This is a genomic window from Pigmentiphaga sp. NML030171 (assembly GCF_002188635.1).
Lineage (GTDB): Bacteria > Pseudomonadota > Gammaproteobacteria > Burkholderiales > Burkholderiaceae_B > Pigmentiphaga > Pigmentiphaga daeguensis.
This window is the reverse complement of the sequence record NZ_NINX01000033.1, coordinates 310081-331928: the sequence shown is the minus strand read 5'-3', so window position 1 is coordinate 331928 and position 21848 is coordinate 310081. Positions and strand designations below refer to the sequence as shown.

23 protein-coding genes are annotated in these 21848 nt (G+C 67.8%); 6 read left to right on the top strand and 17 right to left on the bottom strand.

Going from position 1 to position 21848, the window contains the following annotated elements:
* Positions 1-2: 2 nt before the first annotated feature.
* Together CDO46_RS13815 and CDO46_RS13810 are read right to left on the bottom strand one after the other, a co-directional pair.
* A complete protein-coding gene (locus tag CDO46_RS13815) occupies positions 3-278 on the bottom strand; it encodes a DUF2164 domain-containing protein (RefSeq protein WP_087839038.1) in 276 nt (91 codons plus the stop codon).
* Positions 279-309: 31 nt separating this feature from the next.
* Positions 310-1239, bottom strand: a complete 930-nt coding sequence (locus tag CDO46_RS13810) for a fumarylacetoacetate hydrolase family protein (protein WP_087839037.1) — start codon at positions 1237-1239, stop codon at positions 310-312.
* Positions 1240-1292: 53 nt separating this feature from the next.
* Here CDO46_RS13810 and CDO46_RS13805 point away from each other — a divergent pair, with 53 nt between their 5' ends.
* A complete protein-coding gene (locus tag CDO46_RS13805; RefSeq protein ID WP_087839036.1) occupies positions 1293-2066 on the top strand; it encodes an IclR family transcriptional regulator in 774 nt (257 codons plus the stop codon).
* 34 nt (positions 2067-2100) lie between these two features.
* On the opposite strand, the gene CDO46_RS13800 is transcribed toward CDO46_RS13805, so the two are convergent.
* The 6 genes from CDO46_RS13800 to CDO46_RS13775 form a co-directional block, all read right to left on the bottom strand.
* Complete coding sequence (locus CDO46_RS13800; protein WP_087839035.1) at positions 2101-3069, bottom strand: tripartite tricarboxylate transporter substrate binding protein; 969 nt, start codon at positions 3067-3069, stop codon at positions 2101-2103.
* 49 nt (positions 3070-3118) lie between these two features.
* Positions 3119-4318, bottom strand: coding sequence for a CaiB/BaiF CoA-transferase family protein (locus CDO46_RS13795; protein WP_087839034.1), 1200 nt, complete (start codon positions 4316-4318; stop codon positions 3119-3121).
* A 12-nt stretch (positions 4319-4330) separates the two neighbouring features.
* A complete protein-coding gene (locus tag CDO46_RS13790) occupies positions 4331-5116 on the bottom strand; it encodes an enoyl-CoA hydratase/isomerase family protein (protein WP_176400743.1) in 786 nt (261 codons plus the stop codon).
* A 182-nt stretch (positions 5117-5298) separates the two neighbouring features.
* The gene (locus CDO46_RS13785) at positions 5299-6288 is read right to left on the bottom strand and encodes a tripartite tricarboxylate transporter substrate binding protein (protein WP_087839032.1); all 990 of its coding nucleotides are present in this window, start codon (positions 6286-6288) and stop codon (positions 5299-5301) included.
* A gap of 204 nt (positions 6289-6492) precedes the next feature.
* Complete coding sequence (locus CDO46_RS13780) at positions 6493-7077, bottom strand: VOC family protein (RefSeq protein WP_254914602.1); 585 nt, start codon at positions 7075-7077, stop codon at positions 6493-6495.
* A 14-nt stretch (positions 7078-7091) separates the two neighbouring features.
* On the bottom strand, positions 7092-8018 hold the full coding sequence (locus tag CDO46_RS13775) for a fumarylacetoacetate hydrolase family protein (protein ID WP_087839031.1): 927 nt from the start codon (positions 8016-8018) through the stop codon (positions 7092-7094).
* Between the two features lie 345 nt (positions 8019-8363).
* On the opposite strand from CDO46_RS13775, the gene CDO46_RS13770 reads away from it, so the two are divergent.
* Positions 8364-9011: a GntR family transcriptional regulator gene (locus tag CDO46_RS13770; RefSeq protein WP_087839113.1), complete on the top strand. Its 648-nt coding sequence runs from the start codon at positions 8364-8366 to the stop codon at positions 9009-9011.
* A 43-nt stretch (positions 9012-9054) separates the two neighbouring features.
* A complete protein-coding gene (locus CDO46_RS13765) occupies positions 9055-9789 on the top strand; it encodes an ABC transporter substrate-binding protein (RefSeq protein ID WP_087839030.1) in 735 nt (244 codons plus the stop codon).
* A gap of 222 nt (positions 9790-10011) precedes the next feature.
* Here the strand turns inward: CDO46_RS13765 and CDO46_RS13760 are convergent, their stop codons facing one another.
* The 8 genes from CDO46_RS13760 to CDO46_RS13725 form a co-directional block, all read right to left on the bottom strand.
* Positions 10012-10989 carry a tripartite tricarboxylate transporter substrate binding protein gene (locus CDO46_RS13760; RefSeq protein ID WP_087839029.1) on the bottom strand — a complete coding sequence of 326 codons (978 nt, stop codon included), beginning with the start codon at positions 10987-10989 and terminating at the stop codon, positions 10012-10014.
* A gap of 57 nt (positions 10990-11046) precedes the next feature.
* Positions 11047-11985: an ABC transporter substrate-binding protein gene (locus CDO46_RS13755; protein ID WP_087839028.1), complete on the bottom strand. Its 939-nt coding sequence runs from the start codon at positions 11983-11985 to the stop codon at positions 11047-11049.
* Between the two features lie 190 nt (positions 11986-12175).
* The gene (locus tag CDO46_RS13750; RefSeq protein ID WP_087839027.1) at positions 12176-12919 is read right to left on the bottom strand and encodes an IclR family transcriptional regulator; all 744 of its coding nucleotides are present in this window, start codon (positions 12917-12919) and stop codon (positions 12176-12178) included.
* Positions 12920-12986: 67 nt separating this feature from the next.
* Entirely contained in the window at positions 12987-13778 is a 792-nt protein-coding gene (locus tag CDO46_RS13745; RefSeq protein WP_165963252.1) for an IclR family transcriptional regulator, read from the bottom strand.
* A 29-nt stretch (positions 13779-13807) separates the two neighbouring features.
* Positions 13808-14785 (bottom strand): tripartite tricarboxylate transporter substrate binding protein, encoded by a 978-nt coding sequence (locus CDO46_RS13740; protein WP_176400742.1) that lies wholly within the window; start codon positions 14783-14785, stop codon positions 13808-13810.
* 46 nt (positions 14786-14831) lie between these two features.
* Complete coding sequence (locus CDO46_RS13735) at positions 14832-15197, bottom strand: NIPSNAP family protein (protein WP_087839024.1); 366 nt, start codon at positions 15195-15197, stop codon at positions 14832-14834.
* A complete protein-coding gene (locus CDO46_RS13730) occupies positions 15194-15958 on the bottom strand; it encodes an RraA family protein (protein WP_087839023.1) in 765 nt (254 codons plus the stop codon). Before CDO46_RS13730 ends, CDO46_RS13735 begins: the two co-directional genes overlap by 4 nt.
* A 15-nt stretch (positions 15959-15973) precedes the next feature.
* Positions 15974-16945, bottom strand: a complete 972-nt coding sequence (locus CDO46_RS13725) for a dipeptidase (protein ID WP_087839022.1) — start codon at positions 16943-16945, stop codon at positions 15974-15976.
* A 198-nt stretch (positions 16946-17143) separates the two neighbouring features.
* Between CDO46_RS13725 and CDO46_RS13720 the strand changes: the two genes are divergently transcribed.
* The 3 genes from CDO46_RS13720 to CDO46_RS13710 are packed head-to-tail and all read left to right on the top strand — an operon-like array spanning position 17144 to position 20893.
* On the top strand, positions 17144-17647 hold the full coding sequence (locus CDO46_RS13720; protein ID WP_243724602.1) for a (2Fe-2S)-binding protein: 504 nt from the start codon (positions 17144-17146) through the stop codon (positions 17645-17647).
* 10 nt (positions 17648-17657) lie between these two features.
* Positions 17658-18659 (top strand): xanthine dehydrogenase family protein subunit M, encoded by a 1002-nt coding sequence (locus tag CDO46_RS13715; RefSeq protein ID WP_087839020.1) that lies wholly within the window; start codon positions 17658-17660, stop codon positions 18657-18659.
* An 11-nt stretch (positions 18660-18670) separates the two neighbouring features.
* The gene (locus tag CDO46_RS13710; protein ID WP_087839019.1) at positions 18671-20893 is read left to right on the top strand and encodes a xanthine dehydrogenase family protein molybdopterin-binding subunit; all 2223 of its coding nucleotides are present in this window, start codon (positions 18671-18673) and stop codon (positions 20891-20893) included.
* On the opposite strand, the gene CDO46_RS13705 is transcribed toward CDO46_RS13710, so the two are convergent.
* Positions 20882-21847 carry a LysR family transcriptional regulator gene (locus CDO46_RS13705; protein WP_176400741.1) on the bottom strand — a complete coding sequence of 322 codons (966 nt, stop codon included), beginning with the start codon at positions 21845-21847 and terminating at the stop codon, positions 20882-20884. The two genes, CDO46_RS13710 and CDO46_RS13705, sit on opposite strands and share 12 nt — an antisense overlap.
* Position 21848 lies beyond the last annotated feature (1 nt).

Here is a 21848-nt window from a genome sequence, read left to right as displayed (position 1 = left end):
GCCTAGCGGCGCCCCTTGCTCGCCTGGTCGTACTTGCGCCAGTAGGCAAACTCTTCCTCGTGGACCTCGAGGTCGATCTCCGATAGGCGCAACTGCAACCGCTCCTGCACGTCCGCGACCGCCTGGTTGTAGATCGCGGGCCCGATCTCTTCGACGAAGAAGGCGAGCAGCCCGCCGGCGGCGACGTTGCCGATGGGCTCCTCCATGTTCTGGTCGAAGTAGCGCTGGATCGAGGCGATGGCAGTGGTGCGGACTTGCTTGTCGAGTTCGATGGTCATGTCGGCTTTCTGGCGAGGGGCGCCGGGCCGTTCAATTTATCACCTCCTCCACCCGGTTCACCAATTTCCCGATCTTCTCGATCTCGCATTCGATCACGTCGCCGTCCTTCAGCCACTGGCGCGGGTTCATCGCATAGCCGACGCCCGAGGGCGTGCCGGTGGCGATCACGTCGCCCGGCTCCAGCGTCAGCCCCGACGACAGCGACGCGATGGTGCGCGGGATGGAGAAGATCATCGCGCCGGTGCTGGCGTTCTGGCGCTGTTCGCCGTTGACCTTGAGGGAGATCCGCAGCGCATGGGGATCGCCGACGGCTTCGGGCGAGACGATCCACGGGCCGAGGGGGCAACTGCCGTCGATGGCCTTGCCCTTGAACCACTGGTCGTGGCGTTTCTGCAGGTCGCGGGCGCTGATGTCGTTGAGGATCGTGTAGCCGAAGATGTGGCCGGGGGCGTCGCCTTCGGCGATGTCGCGGCCGCCCTGGCCGATGACGACGGCGAGTTCGACCTCGTAATCCAGGCGGCGGGTGACGCGCTGGTCGTAGCGGATGGCGCCCTCGTGCGGGACGATCGCGGTCCAGGGCTTGGTGAAGAACTGCGGATGCTCGGGCTCCTGGGTATCGAGATTGCGCGAGGCGTTATCTTCCTGGATGTGCTCCCTATAATTGCGGCCCAGGCAGAAGATGTTCTTGGGCGGACGCGGAATGGGTGCCAGCAGGCGGTAGCTGCCGGGCGAAACCAGGTGGGCGTCGGCGACGGCGGCGATGTCGCGGCACCAGGCCCAGGTGCCGGCGCCGCCGGCGGCCAGGTCGACCATGGTCAGGCGGCCGGTCTCGGGCCACGGGAAGGGCAGCGTGGCGGGCGGAGCGGCCTGGGCGAAGGCCTGGAGGTCGCAGACGCGGCCGTCGTCCAGGAAGAGTGCGGGCAGCTGGCGGCCGCCCAGTTCAATGGTGGCGAGTTTCATGGTTCGTTCCTGGCTGAAAGAAAGCGGATAGGCGCAACGGTGGAGGCAAGGACATGGTGCCCAAGGTCAAGTCGGCCCAACGGGCCATAGAGATCCTGGAATTCTTCGCGCGGCGCAAGGCGCCCGCGACGCTGAGCGAGATCGCCGCGGCGCTGGACTATCCGGCCTCGAGCACACTGGCCCTGCTGCGCACGCTGAGCGAAATGGGCTATCTCGACCATTCGTCCAGCGAGCGGACCTTCGTGCCGACGGTGAAGGCAGCGCTGTTGGGCATCTGGGTCAACGACGCGTTGATGGCCGACGGCACGATCGCCCGCCTGATGTACCAGATGCGCGAGGAGACGGGCGGGACGCCCACGCTGGGGATACAAAGTGGCCACCACGTGCAGTACATACACGTGGTGCGCGGCCCGGACGCCCTGCACCGGCGCGACGTGGCGCCGGGCACGCTGCGGCCGCTGCTGCGCTCGGCCATGGGGACGGTGCTGCTGTCGCTCAAGCCGCCTTCCGAGCTGTGGGCGCTGGTCAACCGGATCAACGCGCACGAGTCGCCGGAGCACCGGGTGTCGATGGCCGAACTGGGCAAGCGTATCCAGCAGTACCGCGAAAGCGGCTATGCCTACAGCGAAGGCGTGTCGACGCCGGGAGCCGGCATCATCACGACGCTGCTGGCCGCGCCGGCCCACCAGCCGCCGATGGCCCTGGGCATAGGCGCGAGCCTCGCGGCGCTGCGCGCCAAGAAGCTCGATTTCCTGAAGGCGCTGCAGCGGGTGGTGGAGCTTCATCGCAAGCATATGGAGGCCTTGCCGGACAAGTTCGGGCACTGAGCGGGACGCGCGTGCCGCAGCGGGCCGGCCGTATTCATTGCGCGACCAGGCCGGCCTTGTCGGCAACGGTGCGCAGTGTTTCGATTTCCTTGACGTTGAAGGCGCGCATCTGCTCCGGATCGCGCTTGAGCAGCTCGGAGCCTCCCTTTTCGGCGAACTCCTGCACCGACCGGGATTCCAGCACCTCTTTCATGGTGTCGGCCAGGCGCCGGGTGATCGCGTCGCTGACCTCCGCGCGCGCCATCAATGCCGACCAGCCATAGATGACGTAGCCGGGATAGCCGCTTTCCCGGATGGTGGGTACGTCCGGGAACTCGACGTGGCGCTTTTCGCCGGTGACGGCGAGGATGCGCAGCTTGGCTGCCTTGGCCGAGGGCGCCAGCGAGGCCACGCCGTCCATCGCCACGTCGATCTGCCCGCCGATCAGGTCGGTGTTCATCTGGCTGGTCGATTTGTACGAGATGGGCGTGAAGCGGATGCCGGCGATGCTGGAGAACCATTCGGTGGCCAGGCGATAGCCCCAGGCGAAGTTGCCGAAGTTCAGCCTCTCGGGCTGCGCCTTGGCCGCGGCGACGAGGTCGGCCAGCGTCTTGTACGGCGAGTTGGCCGGCACGGCGATGCCCAACATGCTGCGGGTGACGCCCGAGATGGGCTTGAAGTCCTTGAGCGGATCGTAGGGCAGGTCCTTGACGACGATGGGGTTGACCGACAGGTTGGTCCAGCTGCCCAGCACCAGGGTGTAGCCGTCGGCCGGCGCGTTCTTGGCCGCCATGATGCCGATGCGGCCGTCGGCCCCAGGCATGTTATCCACGGTGACCGCCTGGCCCAGCCGGCTGGCGAGCTGTTGCGCGATGACGCGGCCCGAGGTGTCGCTGGTGCTGCCGGGCGCGAAGGGCACGATCAGGCGGATAGGCTGGGCGGGATAGGCCGCCTCGCGCGCCTGCGCGGCCGGGGCCGAGATGGCCAGCGCGCACAGGGCGCCGGCAAGGTGCATGATCTTCATGGGGTGTCTCCTTGGAATGTTGTCGTACCCGGGTTGGCGCCCCGGGGGGTCAGGATCTCGCCTGGGTGTCCTCGCGATGCAGGAAGGCCGCGATCTGTTCGGGCGTGCGGCCCAGGCCGGCCAGGATCTCGGCCGTGTGCTGGCCCAGCGCCGGCGGCGGCGCGTCCAGGCCCGGGCCGTCGTGCTCGTAGCAGAAGCCTGCGTTCAGCACGCGCAGGGCCTGGTCGCCAGCCGCGATCGACAGCAGCAATCGCCTGTCGTCCAGGTGCGGCTGCGCCAGTGCCTCGGGCAGCTCGCGCACTTCGCCGGCCGGCACGCCGGCCGCGTTGAGCAGCTCCGCCCACTCGGCGGCGCCACGGCCGGCCAGCGCCTGGCGCACCTCATGCTGCAAGGCTTCGCCGTGGGCGACCCGTGTGCCCCGGTCCTGGAAACGCGGATCGGCGATCAGGTCCTCGCGTCCTATCACGCGGCACAGCCGCTCGAACTGATCCTGGCGGACCGCGCCCAGCGTCAGGTGCCCCGCCGCAGTGGGGAAGGTATCGGCGGTGGGCGACATGCTGTAGCCGCGGTTGCCCTGCTTGGCTGGACGCTTGCCGGTCAGCAGGTGCGGGCCGGCCATCGAGATCATCAGCACCAGCGCGGCGTCGTACATGGCCACGTCCACCTGCTGCGCCCGGCCGTCGCGGCCACGCTGCAGCAGGGCGGCGACGATGGCGAACGCGGCCAGCAGGCCCGAGTAGGTGTCGACCGCCGGATAGCCGATGCGGATGGGCGGGGTGCCCGGTTCACCGCTCAGGCTCATCATGCCCGAGGTGCTCTGGATGATCTGGTCGATCGCGGGCTGGTGACGCAACTCGCCACGCTGGCCGTAGCCCGAGATCGAGCAGAAGACGATGCGCGGGTTGAGGGCCTTGCAGGCTTCGTAGCCCAGGCCCAGGCGGTCCATGACGCCGGGCCGGAAGTTCTCGGTCACCACGTCGGCGCCGGCGATCAGCTCGCGCGCGACCGCCACGTCGGCGTCGCGCTTGAGATCGAGCACGATAGACTTCTTGCCCGAATTGACCGAGGCGAACGACGGGCCCATGCCGTCGGCATACTGGATGCCGCCGTAGTTGCGCATGGTGTCGCCGGCGGCCGATTCGACCTTGATGACCTCGGCGCCCAGCAGGCGCAGGAAGTTGGTGGCGATGGGGCCCGACAGCACGTGCGTGAAGTCGACGATCCGGTAGCCTTGCAACGGTTGGGGCACGGTCGGTGTCTCCTAGTCGGCGACGCGCGGGAACTGGCCGGTGAAGACCGGCTTGCGGCGTTCGTTGAAGGCGCGCTTGGCCTCGCGGCCATCGGGGGTCAGGCCCAGGTAGCGCTGCATCGGCGCGCCGGCCTCCATGTGGTTGCTGAAGCCGGCCATGTCCAGCAGCAGGTTGGTCGCGCTCTTGGTATAGCGGATGGCCAGCGGCGGTAGCTCGGCCAGCGTGGCCGCCAGTTCGTCCACGGCGGCGTCGAAGTCCGCCGCCGGCACGCAGCGGTTGATCAGGCCCCATTCCAGCGCCTGCGGCGCCTGCAGACGTCCGCCCAGCAGCGACAGCTCCAGCGAGCGCGCGCGTCCGATGGTGAACAGGAAGGCGCCGCCGCTATGGTTGCCGGCCTGGATCTCGCGCATCTGGAAGAAGGCCGTGTCGACGGCCACCACCAGGTCGCAGGACGTGGCCAGGTAGACGCCGCCTCCGATGGCCGGGCCGTTCACGGCCGCGACCACTGGCTTGGCGTTGCGCTGGATGCGCTGCCGCGCGGCGACGTTCCAGCGGCCGTAGGCATCGATGGCCTGGGGATCTGCCTGGGCGGTGAAACGCAGGTCCTGGCCGGCGCTGAAGATGTCGCCCGCGCCGGTCAGGACGGCGCAGCGGCAACCCGGGTCGACCTCGACCTCGTCGAAGGCGGCGACCAGTTCCTGGAAGGTCTGGAGATCGTGGGCGTTCCTGGCGTCGGGGCGATCGATGACGACCCGCCAGATGGGGCCTTGTTGGTCGATCCTGATGTGCTGAGGCATGGTGTCTCCTGTCGTGGCCGCGTGCATCGGTGCGGCGGATTATCTCGACGGAAGACACCGGGAAGACGTCGCTTTCACCAGTGTGAAAGCGTTTTCACAAATGTGAAATTCAGTGATGTGGAAAACGCAGAAGCGGTTCGCGCGCAGATCCGCGCGAACCGCTTCAAGGACACGCGGGAGACTTATTGAGGTTCGATCCCCGCCGCCTGGATCACCGGCTTCCACTTGGCCGTCTCGGCCTTGATGCGGGCGGCGAACACGTCGGGCATTTCACCCAGCGGCGTGATGCCGGCGTTCTCGAGCTGTGCGCGGAAAGCCGGTTCGTTGATCATCTTGCGGCCTTCCTCGGCCAGCTTGGCGACCACGTCCGCCGGCATGCCGGTCGGGCCCATCAGTCCGTTCCAGGTGTCGACCTCGTGGCCCGGGTAGGTTTCCGCGATGGTGGGTACCGAAGGCAGCTGCGGCAGGCGCTTGTCGCTGGAAACCGCCAGCAGCGTGAGCTTCTCGGGCGTCTTGGCGTAGGACATGACTTCCGAGACGCTGGCGCTGTACATGTCGATCTGCCCGGCCAGCACGTCGGCCAGGGCCGGCGCGCCGCCGCGGTAGGGAACGGTGGTGGCGGTCACGCCGACGCGGCTCAGGAACAGCAGCGCCGACAGGTGGGTCAGCGTGCCGTTGCCGCCGTGGCCCACGTTCAGCTTGCCGGGATTGGCCTTGGCGTAGTTGACGAGGTCGGTCACGGTGCGGAAGTTGCGCTGGGGGTTGACCGCCAGCACGAAGGGGTTGCCGCCCACGTTGACGATGGGGGCGAGGTCGCGGATCGGGTCGTAGCGGATCTTGTTGGTCATGGGCGCCGTGACGATCTGCGTCATGGTCGCCATGAACAGCGTGTAGCCGTCGGGCTGGGCGCGCGCGACCTGCTCGGCGGCGATGGTGCCGGCCGCGCCGCCCTTGTTGTCCACGATGAAGGGCTTGCCGAAGATCTTGCTCATGCGCTCGGCCATCATGCGGGCCATCATGTCGGTATTGCCGCCCGGGGCGAACGGCACCACGATGGTGACCGGCCGGCTGGGCCAGGCATCGGCGGCCAGGGCGGTGGCGGGGCCCGCGGCGATCGCGGCCGCCGCCAGGGCCAGGGGAATGCGGCGCAGCCATTGCTGGAGGGGGTTCATGGTGTCGTCTCCTTCATCGGTCGTCATTGTCGTCGGTGGAGCAGGCCGCCGTTCGGTGCGAGCGCGCCGGCGGCCGGAAAACGGGCGCGAAAGGGGCCTCCCCGCGCGCGAACGCGCCGGGGCAATGCCTGTGGAAAGAATCCCCTTGCGTGCCGGGTTCGTATGTGCCGGGCTGGCGGGCGCCGGGGCCGCCGGCGCTCGTGCTCAGTCTTTTTTTCCCGTGTCCTTCTTGCCGTCCTTGGCGGCCAGCACCGCGGCGGGCGGCTGGACGACGAAGTGGGCGAGGCGGTGCCGGTCGAACGATTCCAGGTTGCGCTCCCAGGTCTGCGGCTGGTGGTCGGCGTCCATCGGAATCTGGTCCATGTCGGTATAGATCTCGACGTTGTTGCCGTCCGGATCCTTGAACACCAGGAACCAGTTCGCGCCGGGGCCGTGCTGGCCGATGCCGCGCTCGATCGTCACGCCCAACTGGCGGGCCACGTCCACGGCGCGGCGCATTTCCTCGACCGATTCCACGTAGTACGAGAAGTGCTCGAGCCCTGGGCGCGTATAGCGCGGAAGATCGTCGCGGTCGGGGGCGTCGTCGGGGATGCGCGACAGGGCCAGGTCATGGTGGTCTTCACCCGCCCGCAGGAAGACCATCTGGTCGCCGATGCGGTCGGACACGCGCAGGCCCATGACCTCGGTATAGAAGCGGGTGGAGGCTTCGAGGTCGCGAACCATCAGGACCAGGTGGCCCAGTTTGCGCGTACGGATGGGAGCGACCGGTTGCTGGTCAGCGGATGTCACGTTTGCCTCCTTGCCTATCGGCTTTCCTGCACGACGGTGTTCTCGATCGTGCCGATGTTCTCGATGCGCGCCACCATCCTGTCCCCCGCCTTCAGGTAGACGCCGCGCCCCATGCCCACGCCGTCGGGCGTACCGGTGGCGATGAAGTCGCCGGGATGCAGGGTCAGGATGCGCGACAGGTAGGCGATCTGCTCGGCCACCGAGAAGATCATTTCCGAGGTGCTGCCGTCCTGCATGGTCTCGCCGTTGACCGCCAGCGACATGCGCAGTTGCTGGGGGTCGCCGATGCAGCCCGCCGGCACCAGCCACGGGCCCATGGGACCGAAGGTGTCGAAGCTCTTGCCGCGGAACCAGTCGTGGGTGAAGGGATAGTCGGTGCGGCGGTTGAGGTCGCGCGCGCTGATGTCGTTGAATACGGTATAGGCGGCGATGGCCGACAGGGCGTCGTCGACCGGTACGTGGCGGCAGGTCTTGCCGATGACCACGCCCAGTTCCACTTCCCAGTCGAGCCGACTGGTCTCGGGCGGCATCTGGACGTTTTCGCCGGTGGCGACCACGCTGGTCTCGGCCTTCATGAAGATGTAGGGCTGGCTTTCGCTGCGCGCCGCCAGCTTGGTGCCCATCTCGTCGGCGTGTTCGTAGAAATTGGAAGCCGTCGCGAAGATGCGGCGGGGCTGGTAGGGGACCGCATAGGTGGCGTCTTCCACCACGGCCAGCCGGCCGCTTGCGGCGAGTTGGACGGCGCGATCGGCCATCGTGGCGATCAGCGGGCCGCTGCCGGCCCAATCCGCGATCAGCGCGCCGATGCCCCCCGCCACGCGGGCCGGGTCCACGTCGCAGGCTTTCGCCAATTGCGCCAGGTCATACAGGGTGTCGTTGACCACCAGGCCAGGATGCTTGCCGCCGTTGCGCTGATAAGTCGCCAGACCGTGCCAGTTCACGGAATCTCCTCGTTGCTGTCTGTGTTGGATCCGGGGCGTCGACCCGGCGGGACCGCCAGTTTTACCCCATGCTTTGGGATACTTTAAGCATATCGTGTATACACGTCAACCGTTTTAAGATAAATTTTTTGCCAGGTGTGTGCCAGAAAAAGGGGGGACAAACCCTGAATGGCTGGGCGGGGCAGGAGTCAGGCCATCGAATGCGGCTGTTTTTTGTATGCAATATCGTCCTAGTGTGTTCAATAAGGGAGGTCAGGCATATCCAGGTGCCGCTCATGTTCATGGTCGAAGCGGTGCCGCGTATAATCCGCAGGCATTCGCTGGCCCATGTTGAAGGATGCTTTCGTGACCACCATTGCCGCTCGGATCAGCCAGTCGCTGGCTGACGAGATCATTGCGGGTACCCTGGCCCCGGGCGAGAAGCTCGAGGAGCCCTCGCTGGCCGAGCGCTTCCAGGTATCGCGCACACCCATCCGCGAGGCGCTGCGCCTGCTCAATGCCCGCGGCCTGATCGAGCTGGTGCCGCGCCGTGGCGGCGTGGTGGCCAACGTCAGCGCCGAACAACTGGCCGACATGCTCGAGGCGCTGTGCGAACTGGAGTCGCTGTGCTGCCGCATCGCCACCCAGCGCATGAGCGCCATGCAGCGCCGCCAGCTCGAACTGCTGCACGAACAGGCCCAGCAGGTTTCCGAGCGCGGCGATGCCGATGCCTATCTCAAGATCAACGCGCGCTTCCACCAGCTCATCTGCCAGGGTACGCAGAACCAGACCCTGGTCGCTCAGGTCGAAAACCTGCGCGACCGGCTGGCGCCGGTGCGCGCCGCGCAAAGCGGGGTCGAACGCCGCTTCGAAACTTCCCATCGCGAACACGAGAAGATCGTGGAAGCGGTGCTGGCCGGCCAGCCCGAGCAGGCCTACCTGGCCATGCGCAGCCACACCACCCGGCTGACGCTTCATGTGATGGAGCAGATCGAGGCCCAACGCGCCGGCTAGCGACCATTCCTCGCGCGTCGGCCACTGAAGAAACTGATTCGCCATGCAACCGACCGAAGCCCTTCGCGCCGCCTTCACGCCCCAGCAGGTCCTGCGCGCTTCCATCAACGTCGGCAATCCCATACTCGCCAGCCGTGACGACGAGCACGGCGCGCGCGGCGTATCGGTGGACCTGGCGCGGGAACTTGCCAGACGGCTGGGCGTCGGGCTGGAACTGGTGGTCTTCCCGTCGGCCGGCGAATCGGTCGAGGCCGTGGCCGCCGAACAGGCCGACATCGGCTTCTTCGCCATCGACCCCAAGCGTGGCGAGCACATCGCCTTCACCGACGCCTACGTGGTGATCGAGGGAGCCTACCTGGTACGCGACGGCTCGCCCATCGCCGCCCATGCCGACGTGGACCGGCCGGGCGTGCGGGTCACGGTCGGCAAGGGCAGCGCCTACGATCTCTACCTGACCCGGAGCCTGCTGCAGGCAAGCATCGAGCGGGCGCCGACGTCGCCGGCCGTGGTCGACGTGTTCCTGGAAAGCGGCGCGGACGTGGCGGCCGGCGTGCGCCAGCAGCTCGAAGCCGATGCCGCGCGGCTGGGCGGCGTGCATCTGTTGCCCGGTCATTTCATGTTGATCCGGCAGGCCATGGGCGTGCCCAAGTCGCGCGGCGATGCCGCCGCGGATTACCTGCGCGCCTTCGTCGAGGAAATGAAGGCCTCGGGGTTCGTCCAGGAAGCGCTGGCGCGCCATGGGATAACCGGCGCGGCGGTGCCCCGCGCCGAAGACTGAACAGGCGCTAGGCTGACTCGACATTCATTTTCTTTATCCGGTCTTGTCCGGGGTGCCGGGGCCGGCTTCGCTGCGCCTGCGCGCCCGCCCGGCCCCGGCACCCCGGACAAGACCTGCACCGCTGGACACGCAGATCCATGGGCGGATCAAGAACCCATTCCTGCAAGTAATCACACTCATCGCATCCTTAGCCATCATGGATGCCATGAATGTCGATTCCCCCTAGTCCATCTGCACGTGCAGCCTGGAGAACACGTCCGACCAGAACCGCTGTTCCTGGTCGGTGTAGGCCTTGATCTGCGCGAGATCCATGTCCACGGTCTCGGCTCCCATTTCCCGTAGCCGTTCGGTGGTCTTGGGCTGGGCGATGGCCTTTCTGATCGACACGTTCAGTTTCTCCAGGATGGGCCTGGGCGTGCTGGCGGGCGCGAAGATCGCCGCCCACGAGTACAGCCCGAAGCCGATACCCGACTCGCGCAAGGTGGGCAAGCCGGGCATCAGGTCAGTGCGTTCCGGGCTGGTAACGGCCAGCGCCCTGACCAGTCCCTGGTCGATGAAGGGCTTGGCCGAAGCCAGCACCGCGAACATCATCTGCACCTGCCCACCCACCAGGTCGTTCAAGGCCGGCGCTTCCCCGCGGTAGGGCACGTGGACGATGTCCACGCCGGCGGCGTTCTTGAATATCTCGCCGTTCAGGTGCAGGCTGGATCCGCGCCCGCCCGAAGCGAAGTTCAGCTTGCCCGGGTGCGCCTTGGCGTACTGCACCAGTTCCTGGGCCGTGCGTATCGGCAGGGACTTGTTGACGATCAGCACGCCCGGGTTGCGGGCGATCATGGCGACGGGAACCAGGTCCTTGAAGAAATCGTAGCTCTGGTTGCGGTAAAGGAAGGAGTTGGTGACGCCCGAGAGTCCGCTGACGCCCAGCGTATAGCCGTCGGGCGGGGACTTGGCGACGAAGCCCGTGCCGATGTTGCCGTTGGCGCCCGGACGGTTGTCGACGATGGCGCCTTGGCCCAGGAAGGGCTCCAGATCGGCCAGTGCCGCGCGTGCGAGGGAATCGCTGCTGCCGCCCGGCGCATAGTTGACGACCACGCGTATCGGCCGCTCCGGGTAGTTCGATGCATCGGCCGCGGCGCAGGGGATGGTGGCCATCGTACCCGCGAGCAAGCCGGCGATTGCGAGGAGTTTCGTGCTGTCCATGCGACCGACCTCAGTGGATGTGTTGGCTGCCTGCCCTCGATACCTGGAACGGATGCTTCATTCGATCAACACGTCCGCCTCGTCGATCAAGGATGCGGGAAGCTGGAGTCCGAGCAGGCCGGCGTTCTTCAGGTTGAGCGTGGTGGGGCCGCGCATGCTGCGGTCGATGGGGATTTCCGCGGGATCCGCCCCATGCAGTATCTGGTCGACGACTTGGGCCATCATCGGCCAGCCCTTCTTCTTGCCCGGGCTGATGGTCGCCAGGCCCCCCGCGCGGGTGATGGACAATTGGTTGCCCACGGCAGGCAGCCGCGCGTCCAGGAAGAGCCTGCCCAGCATTTCGCCGTTCATGTTGAACAAGGCATGGGGCCCCACCAGGACGGCCTGGCAGCCATCGCGCTTCATGGCGTGGACACTGAACTCGAAGTCCTCGATCCGCAGCGTTTCATAGATCGGCATCTCGCAACCCATGGTCCGTGCGGCTTCGCCGAATTCCCGCATCACGGCGGGCGCGGGCGAATAGGTCGGGTTGTACAGGTGGCCGATGCGGGTCAGGCCGGGAACCGCCATCTTCAGCAGCCTGACCTTGGCCCAGTTGTTGTAGGGAATGTAGGAGAAGCCGGTGAAGTTCATGCCCGGCCGCCGGTAGCTTTCCGCAAGCCCCGCCTCGATGTGATTGGTGGCCCAGCAGACGACGGGAATCCTGACGTCCCGCGTGGCTTCCTTGAGCGCTATGTTGGCATTGGTCAGGAAGGAAACGATCACATCCGCGGGCCAGGCCACGAGGGCGTTGGCATGGGCCTGGATGAGATCGGGATCGCGGTTGCCGTACAGCTCCTGGTAGACCACGTCGACGTTTTCCCGATAGCCGATGGTCTCCATGCCCCGCTTGAAATCGACGATGTCCTGCGTGTCGATGACAGGATCGCCTTTCGCCACGACGTGGATCAGGCCGACCCGGTACGGCCTGGCCGGCCCCTTGTGTTCCCCTGGCATGAATGTCTCCCTTCCCTGCTTTGGTCGCGGGTTGTTCTGAAATAGAGAACGGCGTATCGAAATACGAACCTATCATAAGCACCGGCGCGCAAGGCCGTCAATCGGTGAATGCCTGCGCGGGGCAAGGCCGGGCGGCCTCGGTGTCTGACGACGACGCGAGGCGCTCAGGCGGAAACGAAGTGGGATGGGGTCAGGCGGAGGAGCCGAGTTTTTCCGAGACCCGGCGGGCGGCCTCGCACACCCGCTGCGCATGGTCGCGCATCAGCTTGGGCGTGAGGCGGTCGGTCGGCCCCGAAATGCCGATGGCGGCAATGGCCTTGCCATAGCGGTTGAAGACGGGAGCGGCCAGCCCGCCTATGCGTTCCCGCCATTCGCCGCGGTTGATCGCATAGCCGAGCTTGCGTATGCCGGCCAGTTCCTTGCGCAGGGCTGCGTCGTTGGCCAGGGACAGGCCCGTGTGGGGGGCGAGTGCCGCGGCCGCGGCCGCGATGATGGCATCGTCCTGGTAGGCCAGCATCGCCTTGCCCGTCGCGACGGCGCTGGCGGGCGCCCGGCCGCCGACCTCGGTGTACGCCCGGATGGGTTGCGGGCTGTCGATCTTTTCGAGATAGATGACCTCGGTCTTGTCGAGTATCGACAAATGCACCGTTTCACGCGTTTCGAGCGCGAGGCTTTCCATCTCCGGCAAGGCCACGGTGCGCACCGCCAGGCGTCCCACGATCTTCTCGCCCAGGCTCCAGATCTTGGGCGTGGCGAAATACTTGCCTTCGACGGAATCGACATAACCGAGCGCGGCCAGCGTCTGCAACAGGCGGTGCGCGTTGCTCTTGGACAGTTCGAGTTCGCTCGCAATGTTGGTTACCCCGCGCGGCGTATCGCTGTCTGCCAAAGCCTCGAGCAGTTTCAGGCCCTTCGAGAGGGTCTTGTCGATCATAGGAAGAAGAGGATTCGTTGCGGATCACGGGCGAGTTTATCTCGCGCGGATTCGCTTGTCCCGTGGCCTACCGCAAGCGCCGGCCCGGCCCCGCCAGGCTGCGTTCGATCCGCTTCCTTCTTTCTTCCAGTGCCTTGACCAGCGCCGGCACCCGCTCGGGCCGTATGCGGTCCTGTACCGCGCTCAGGCTCAGCGCCGCGGTGGGGGCGCCGCGCGCGTCCGATACCAGCACCGCCAGGCCGCGCACGCCGGTCATGACCAATCCGTCGCTCAAGGCGTAGCCGTCCCGGCGCGCCCGTGAGACCGCCTCGCGCAGCGACGGTTCCGACACGTTGGGGTAGGCCCGCAGCGGTTCGCGTATCGATTCGAACACCAGTTCCGCCTCGTCCTCGGGCAGCGCCGCGATCATGATGATGCCGCCCGCCCCCACGCCCAGCGGCCGGCGCGTGCCGACGTCGACGGTGAAGGCCTTGATGGGATAGGGTCCCATCTTGCGTTCGATGCAGACGGTGTCGTAGCCCGAGCGCACCGCCAGGAAGGCGGTGTCGCCGGTTTCGTCGGCCAGCGCCTGCATCTCGGGCCCGCACAGCTGGCGCAGGTCGGCGCGGCCGCTGGAGACGGACCAGCCCAGCACCGCCATTTCCATGCCCAGGCGGTAGCGCCGGGTGTCCTCGTCCTGTTCCACCAGGCCGTGTTGCAGCAGGGAAGTCAGCAGCCGGTGGACGGTGGGCTTGGACAGGCCCGAGGCATGCTGGAGATCGATCAGGCGCAGGCCGGATTCGCCGGCCGACGCCAGGAGCCGCAGCACCGCGACGGCCCGGTCCACGGTCTGCGCGCCGCTGGTGTCGGGACGGTTCATGGCGCGCATCGTAGCATGCGGGTTGGCCGTCACTCGCCGTCGAGCTTGATGCCGGTCTTGCTGACGATGCCGCTGTACAGGTCGATCTGCTGCTTCCAGAAGGCGGCCAGTTCCGCGGGCGTGGAACCGACGGCGTCGGACCCGGCATCCTTGAACCGCTGGCGCGACTGCGGGTCTTTCGCGGCGGCCGAGACGGCCGCGGCCAGGCGGTCCAGGACGGGCTGGGGCGTGCCGGCGGGCGCGTAGATCGCGACCCAGAACGGGAACGCGTAGCCGGGTACCGCCTCGGCCACGGTGGGCACGTCGGGCAGCATGGCCGAGCGCTCGGTGGTGGTCACTCCCAACGCGCGCACCCGTCCTTCATGGATGTTGCCTATCTGCGGCGGCACGCCGTCCAGCATCATGTGGATGCGCCCGCCCAGCAGGTCCTGCATGGCCGCCGCCGTGCCCTTGTAGGGCACGTGCTGCATGTTGACGCCGGCCAGGGTCTTGAACAGCTCCGAGGCCAGGTGGATGGCGGTGCCGTTGCCGGAAGACCCGTAGTTGTACTTGTCGGGATTCTTCCTGAGCAGTTCGACGAATTCCTTCATGTTCCGCGCCGGCACCTTGGGATTGACGACCATGACCAGCGGGAACTGGGCGACCAGGGACACGGGCGCGAAGTCCTTGACCGGGTCGAAGCCCAGCCGCTCCTTGCCCAGCAGGCCGGTGGCGACGGCGGACGAGGAATTGAAGATCAGGGTGTAGCCGTCCGGCGCCGCGTTGGCCACGGTCTTGGCGGCGATGGCGCCGCCGGCGCCGGCCATGTTTTCCACGACGACCTGCTGCTTGAGGTCCTCGGCCATCTTCACCGCCGCGATACGGGCCAGCTGGTCGATGCCTCCCCCCGGGGAGAACGGTACCAGCAGCCGTACGGGGCGGGTGGGGAAGTCGGCCGCGCGGGCCGGCAGGGAGGCGGTGGCGGCCAGCGCGAAGGCGGCCGCCCAGTGGATAAGGGGCTTGAACATGTATGTCTCCATTGTGCGGGCCTGTCGCGGCCCGTGTCGTGGCGCGTCAGGGTTGGCTGGACAGGTCGAGGCCGCGCGCGTCGTCGATGAGATGGGCCAGGCGTTCGCGGAAGAAGGGCGCCGGCTTGAGGATGCGGCACTCCTGCGCCAGCATCAGCGGCCGGGCCTGGACCAGGAAAGCCTTCCAGTCCGGGTCGGCGAACAGCGCCTCGCGGCAGTCCATGCGCTGCTGCAGGCTGCGGTAGCCCCATTGCGTGACGGTCTGGTTCAGGGCGCCGATCTCGCTCACGTAGTAGCCCAGCAGCGCGGGCAGGTGGCGCATCTGCGCGGCCATCCCTTCCTTCCTATAGAGCGCGACGAAGGCGTCGAGGTTGCCCGGGTGGAAGGTATAGAGGCGTTGTTCGACGATCATGTCGCCTCCCGCTGGTCCTGGCTGAACTTGTAGACGTGGGTGCGCCTGGCCAGTTCGGGAATGGGCATGCCGTCCTGGATGTCGCGGTAGCGGCGGGCCTCGCCTTCGCCGATTTCCTGGGCGCGCTTGAGCACCGTCTCGACGGCTTCGCGCGGGATGAAGCAGATGGCGCCTTCGTCGGCCACCACCAGGTCGCCGGGCCGCACCTGCACGCCGCGTATGTGCACGATGCCGTTGATGGCGACGGTCTCCAGCCGCCACTTGCCCGTGATGGAGCTGACGCCGCGCGACCAGATCGGGAAGTCCTGCGAGCGCGACTGCTCGACGTCGCGGATGGCGCCGTCGATGACGGCGCCCGCCTCGCCCTGGCGCTTGGCGATGGCGGCCGACAGCCCGCCCATGTTGGAGATGCCGGGCACGCCTTCGATGACGAGCACGTCGCCGGGTTCGGCCAGGTTGTGGGCCTCGATCTCGGCCATCTTCGAGATGCGGTCCTTGGCGCCCTTGTAGGCGTCATCGCGCTGTTCGACGTTGCGCAGGGTCAGCGCCGGGCCGGCCATGCGCCGCCCGGGCAGGGTGGGAGGCAGGTCGCAGCCCGGGACCACGCCGCACAGGCCCAGTTCGTCCATGGCGTCGGAGACGGTGCCGGTCAGGTCCTCCAGCGCCAGGAAGGCGTCGATGACGGCCTGCGGATAGCGGGGGATGTCGAGGTCGCCGAAGACGGCGGCGGGCAGCTTGCCCAGGGGAGTCTTGCTGGTCATGGGATGTCCTTGTGGTCAGGCGGCGGGCGTGCCCGCCATCACGATGCGGAAGAGCCGCAGGAAGTTGTCGCGGGCGATGGCGTCGATGTCGCGGCGCGCCAGGCCGATGTCCGCCAGGCCGGCCAGCATGTCCTGCTGGGCCTGCAGGTCGTTGATGGGATAGCGCCATGGCCAGGTCCCGTAGACCTCGGGTTTGCGCATGAATTCCTGGTAGCGCTCGGCCGGCTGGTCGGTGATGAAATCCGAGCCTATGCCCACGTGCGCCACGCCGATGCGGTCGACGGCATAGCGGATGTGCGCCACCACGTCCTGCACGCCCGGGGTTTCGCCCGGCATGCGCACCAGCGGCGGCAGGTAGGTGATGCCCAGCACGCCGCCGTTGGCCTTGAGCGCGTCCAGCAATGCGTCGCTCTTGTTGCGGGCGTTGGGGCACAGGGCGTAGGCATTGGCATGCGTCACCGCCACCGGATGGCGCGAGAGGGCCAGCACGTCCAGGCCGCTGCGGTCGCCCACGTGCGACAGGTCGATGACGATGCCCAGGTCGTTCAGCACGCCCACCAGTTCGCGCCCCAGCGAGGACAGTCCGGCGTCGGCCGGTTCTGCGCAGCCGTCGCCGTACAGGTTGCGGATGTTGTGCGCGACCTGGATCACGCGCACGCCCAGCGCGTGGAAAAGCTCCATCAGCTTCAGGTCACGCGCCACGCCCGGCACGTTCTGGTAGCCCAGCACGATGCCCAGCTTGCCCGCCTGCCTGGCTCGCTCGAAGCCGTCGCCGTCCTCGACCACCTGGACCAGGTCCGACAGGGTGGCGAGGTGCGCGCGGTAGTCCGCCAGCTGGTTCAGCGAATGGCGCAGGTCGGGGATGGGGTTGATGCCGCGAAAATTGTTCAGCGTGATGTGGACGGCTTCCACGCCGTGGGCCAGGCAGGCCTCGGCGTAGGCGGCGGTCATGCGCGCGCCGTTCAGCAAGTCGAATACCTTGATCATGCTCGGTAGTTTTCCTGGTGATTGCTGGTCCGTAATATGGACCGGCGAGAGCAGGATTTTCTGTTTATAGAAATAATGTGTCGATATAGGTAGTCCGATATATGGACCAAAAGGGCAAAACGGGCGGCGCCGGTCCCCATGCCCGGGCCGGGGCCGGGAACGGCAGTTGCTGCGGCGCCGGGGCTTCCGGAGATCGCCATGTGCCCTGCCCCCGCCTCGCAACCCGCCATGTTCCTGTCCACGAAAGTGGGCCTGACCGTCAACGGGGTGCGCCACGAGTTGCGCCTGGACCCTCGCACCACCCTGCTCGATTGCCTGCGCGAACACCTCGCCCTGACCGGGACCAAGAAGGGCTGCGACCATGGGCAGTGCGGCGCCTGTACCGTCCACCTGGATGGCCGGCGGGTCAATGCCTGCCTGGTGCTGGCGGCCACGCTGGACGGCCGCGAGGTGACCACCGTGGAAGGACTGGCCCGGGACGGCGGACTGCATCCGGTGCAGGCGGCCTTCCTGGAGCAGGATGCCTACCAGTGCGGCTACTGCACCGCGGGCCAGATCATGTCGGCGGCGGCGCTGCTGTCCGAACCCTGCGGCGAGACGGATGCCGATATCCGCGAGGCCATGAGCGGCAACCTCTGCCGCTGCGGCGCATACAAGAACATCCTGGCGGCCGTGCGGCAGGCGCGCCGCGGCACCGCGTAGCGGGGCGGCCATGGAAATATTCCAGCTCTGGCGAGCCGAAGACGTCGCCCAGGCGGTGGGTGCCGCCGCCTATGCCGAAGACCGCCAAGGCTCGACGGTCCGGTTCCTGGCGGGCGGCACGACGCTGATCGACCTGATGAAGCTGGACGTGGAACGGCCGGCCATGGTGATCGATATCAGCCATCTGCCGCTCGACCGCATCGAGGCCACGCCCGGCGGCGGCGTGCGCATAGGCGCGATGGTGCGCAATTCGGACCTGGCCCATGATCCGTTGATCCGCGAACGCTATCCGGTGCTGTCGCAGGCGCTGCTGTCCGGAGCCTCGGCGCAGTTGCGCAACATGGCGACGACCGGCGGCAACCTGTTGCAGCGGACCCGCTGCGTGTATTTCCGCGACGTGGCCATGCCCTGCAACAAACGCGAGCCTGGTTCGGGCTGTCCCGCCATCGGCGGCTACAACCGCAACCTGGCGGTGCTGGGGACCAGCGAGGCATGCATCGCCAGCAATCCGTCGGACATGAACGTCGCACTGATGGCGCTGGGCGCCACGATAGACATCCAGGGGCCCGGAGGCGCGCGCACGGTGGCCATCGACGATTTCTTCGTGCTGCCGGGCGATACGCCGCAGCGCGAGACGGTGCTGGAGGAAGGCGAGCTGATCACGCACGTGACGCTGCCCGCGCTGCCAGCCGGCACCCGCTCCCATTACCTGAAGCTGCGGGATCGCGCGTCCTATGAGTTCGCCCTGGCCTCGGCCGCGGTGGTCGTGACCATGGCCAACGGCAGCATCCAGGCCGCGCGGGTCGCCATGGGCGGCGTGGGCACGCGGCCCTGGCGCTCGCCGCCGGCCGAAGTCCTGCTGGCGGGCGGCGCGCCCTCGGCGGCGGTATTCGATGCCGCGGCGCGGGAATTGCTGCGCGAGGCGCGGCCGCAAAGCCAGAACGCGTTCAAGATCGAGCTGGCGCGGCGCTGCCTGGTCCACGCCCTGGATACCGTGACGGCGGCCGGCTGACGGAGAGCGAAATGACCCAGCACACCGAATCCTCCATCGGCGCCGGCCATATCCGCGTGGAAGGGCCGCTCAAGGTGACGGGCCGCGCGCGCTACGCGGCGGACCACGGCTTGCCCGGCATGCTGCACGCCGTACCGGTATGCGCCACCGTGGGAAAGGGGCGCATCCTGGGCATCGAGACGGGCGTCGCCCGCGGCATGCCCGGGGTGCGCAAGGTCTACACCCGCGAGAACATCGGCCGTTTTCCGCGCGTGGACGAGAGCGCGGCCAAGCTGGACGAATACCGTCCGCCGATGGAGGACGACGAGATCCGCTACTACGGCCAGTATGTCGCGCTGGTGGTGGCCGACACGCTGGAGCAGGCGATGGCCGCGGCGGCGGCGGTGGCCGTGCAATACGACGCGCAGACGCCGGACGTATCCATGGATCTGGCGCCCGATGACGAACCGCGGGTGGATACCGAGCGCGGCGATGCGCCGGGCGCATACGCCCAAGCCGGGATCCGCATCGACCATACCTACACCACGCCGCCCGAGACCAACAATCCCCTGGAGATGCACGCCACCGTGGCGGTCTACGACGGCCGCGCGTTCACGCTGTACGAAAGCTCGCAGGGCATCGTGAACCATCGCGTGGCGATGGCGCGCATGCTGGACGTGCCGGAAGATAGCGTCCGCGTCGTTACCGAACACGTGGGGTCGGGTTTCGGCAGCAAGCTCTGGCCCTGGGGACATTCGCTGCTGGCGGCGGCCGCGGCGCGCGACCTGGGAAGTCCGGTCAAGCTGGTGCTGAGCCGCAGGATGATGTTCCACAACGTCGGGCATCGCTCCAACACGAGCCAGCGCGTGCGCCTGTCCGCGACCAGGGATGGCCGGCTGACCTCGCTGCGGCACGATTACCTGTTCCATGTGGCGATGGATGAATACCACAAGGAAAACTGCGGCGAGGCGACCGGCTTCCTGTACAGCACGCCCAACCTGCGCGCCGCCTACGGATCCGCGCGCCGGAACATCGCGCCCACTACGTCCATGCGCGGGCCGGGCGCCGTGCCCGGCCTGTACGCGATCGAATCGGCCATGGACGAGCTGGCCATCGAGCTGGGCATGGATCCCGTCGAACTGCGGCTGCGCAACGAACCCGAGCAGGACGAGGCGGCCGGCCTGCCCTTCTCGTCCCGCCACCTGCGCGAGTGCCTGCTGCAAGGCGCGGAGCGCTTCGGCTGGGCACGGCGCGATCCGCGCGTCGGGTCCATGCGGCGCGACGGCCTGGTCCTGGGATGGGGCATGGCGGCCTGTTCGTGGATGGCGGTCAGGCTGAAGGCACAGGCCAGCGTGGCGCTGCGGGCCGACGGTACCGCGCGCGTGGCCAGCGCCACGCAGGACATCGGCACCGGTACCTACACCGTGATGGCGCAGATGGCGGGCTCGGTGCTGGGCCTGCCGCCCGACCGCATCGAGGTGGCGCTGGGAGACACGGCGCTGCCGCCGGGACCCACCTCCGGCGGCTCGATGGCCACCGGTTCGCTCGTGCCCGCGGTGCTGGCGGCCGCCCGCGACGCGGTCCGCCAGTTGGCCGCCTGCGCCGCGCGCGCCGGCCTGCCGCAACTGGCCGGCGTGGCCGCCGACGACTTGCGGTTGACCGGCGGCCGGCTGCATGGCGCGGGGCGCCCGCCATCGTCCGGGGTGCCTTTCCAGGACGTGCTGCGCGCGGCGGGCATCGAGCGGATCGAGGGCCACGGCCAGTCCGAGGGCAGCGACGCCGACCCCCGGGCCAAGCGCCATTCCATGCATTCCTTCGGCGCTCATTTCGTCGAGGTGACCTGGGAGCCGGCCATCGCCCGGCTGCGCGTGGCCCGCGTCGTGACGGTGATCGATGCCGGGCGCATCATCAATCCGCGCACCGGCCGCAACCAGATCGAGGGGGCCGTCGTGATGGGGGTGGGCATGGCGCTGCTGGAAGAAACTTCCTACGATTCGCGCCAGGGCGCACCCGTCAACAACAACCTCGCGGACTACATGGTCGCCACCCATGCCGACGCGCCGGACATCGACGTGCATTTCGTCGAGCATCCGGACACCGTGCTGAACGAACTGGGCACGCGGGGCATCGGCGAGATCGGCCTGGCCGGGGTGGCGGCTGCCATCACCTCGGCTGTCCACCATGCCACCGGCGTGCGCGTGCGGGACCTGCCGGTGAAGGTCGAGACGCTGCTGCAGGCGCAGTCAGCGGATTGAACCACCCCGTGTCCTGGCCTTCGTCCGGGCCGGATGCGGCCCGCCATGGAACAGCTCCACGATCACCTGCCGCAGCCAGGTGTTGCCCGGTTCCTGGTCATGGCGCTTGTGCCAGTACACCATCACGTCGTAGCCCGGCATCTGCACCGGCGGAGCGAAGTGGCACAGGCCCCAGCGCCGGGCCACCGACAGCGCCAGGTTGCGCGGCATGATGGCCACCACGTCGGTGTCCGACACCAGTTCGGCGATGGCCAGGAAGTGCGTCACCCGCGCCACCACCCTGTCGCTCATGCCGTTGGCCACCAGCATGCGGTCGATCAGTATCGAATGGTTGGTACCCGCCACGTTCGGCACCACGTGTCGCGCCCGCTTGAACTCGGCCAGGCTGAGCGTGCCGCGCGGCACCGTGGATGGCCGCGCCACGCAGGCATAGACGTCCGAGAACAGGATCCGGCTGCGCACGCCGGCGATGTCGGGGTTGATGGCGCCCAGCGCCAGGTCGATGGTCCCCTTCGAGAGTTCCTGGGCCAGCTCCTCCGGGCTCGCGCTGGTGGCGATGGTCTCCACGCACAGCTGCGGCGCATGGTGCTGGAGATGGCGGATCAGCCGGGGCAGGAAGGTGTGCTCGCCGATGTCGGTCATCGCCAGGCGGAACACGCGTCGCGCGGTCGCGGGTACGAACGAACCCTTCTCCAGCGTCTGGGCCAGGATCTGCAAGGCCTGGGACACCGGGCCCACCAGTTCGTCGGCGAAGGGAGTGGGCTCGACGCCCTTGGCCAGCCGCACGAACAGCGGATCGCCATACATGTCGCGCAGGCGGGCCAGCGCGTGGCTCATCGCGGGCTGGCTCAGCCCCAGCGCCTTGCCCGCCGCCGTGAGGTTGCGCGTGCGATAGATGGCATCGAACAGGTCCAGCAGGTTCAGGTCCAGCTTGCGCGAAAGCGGCTTGTTCATG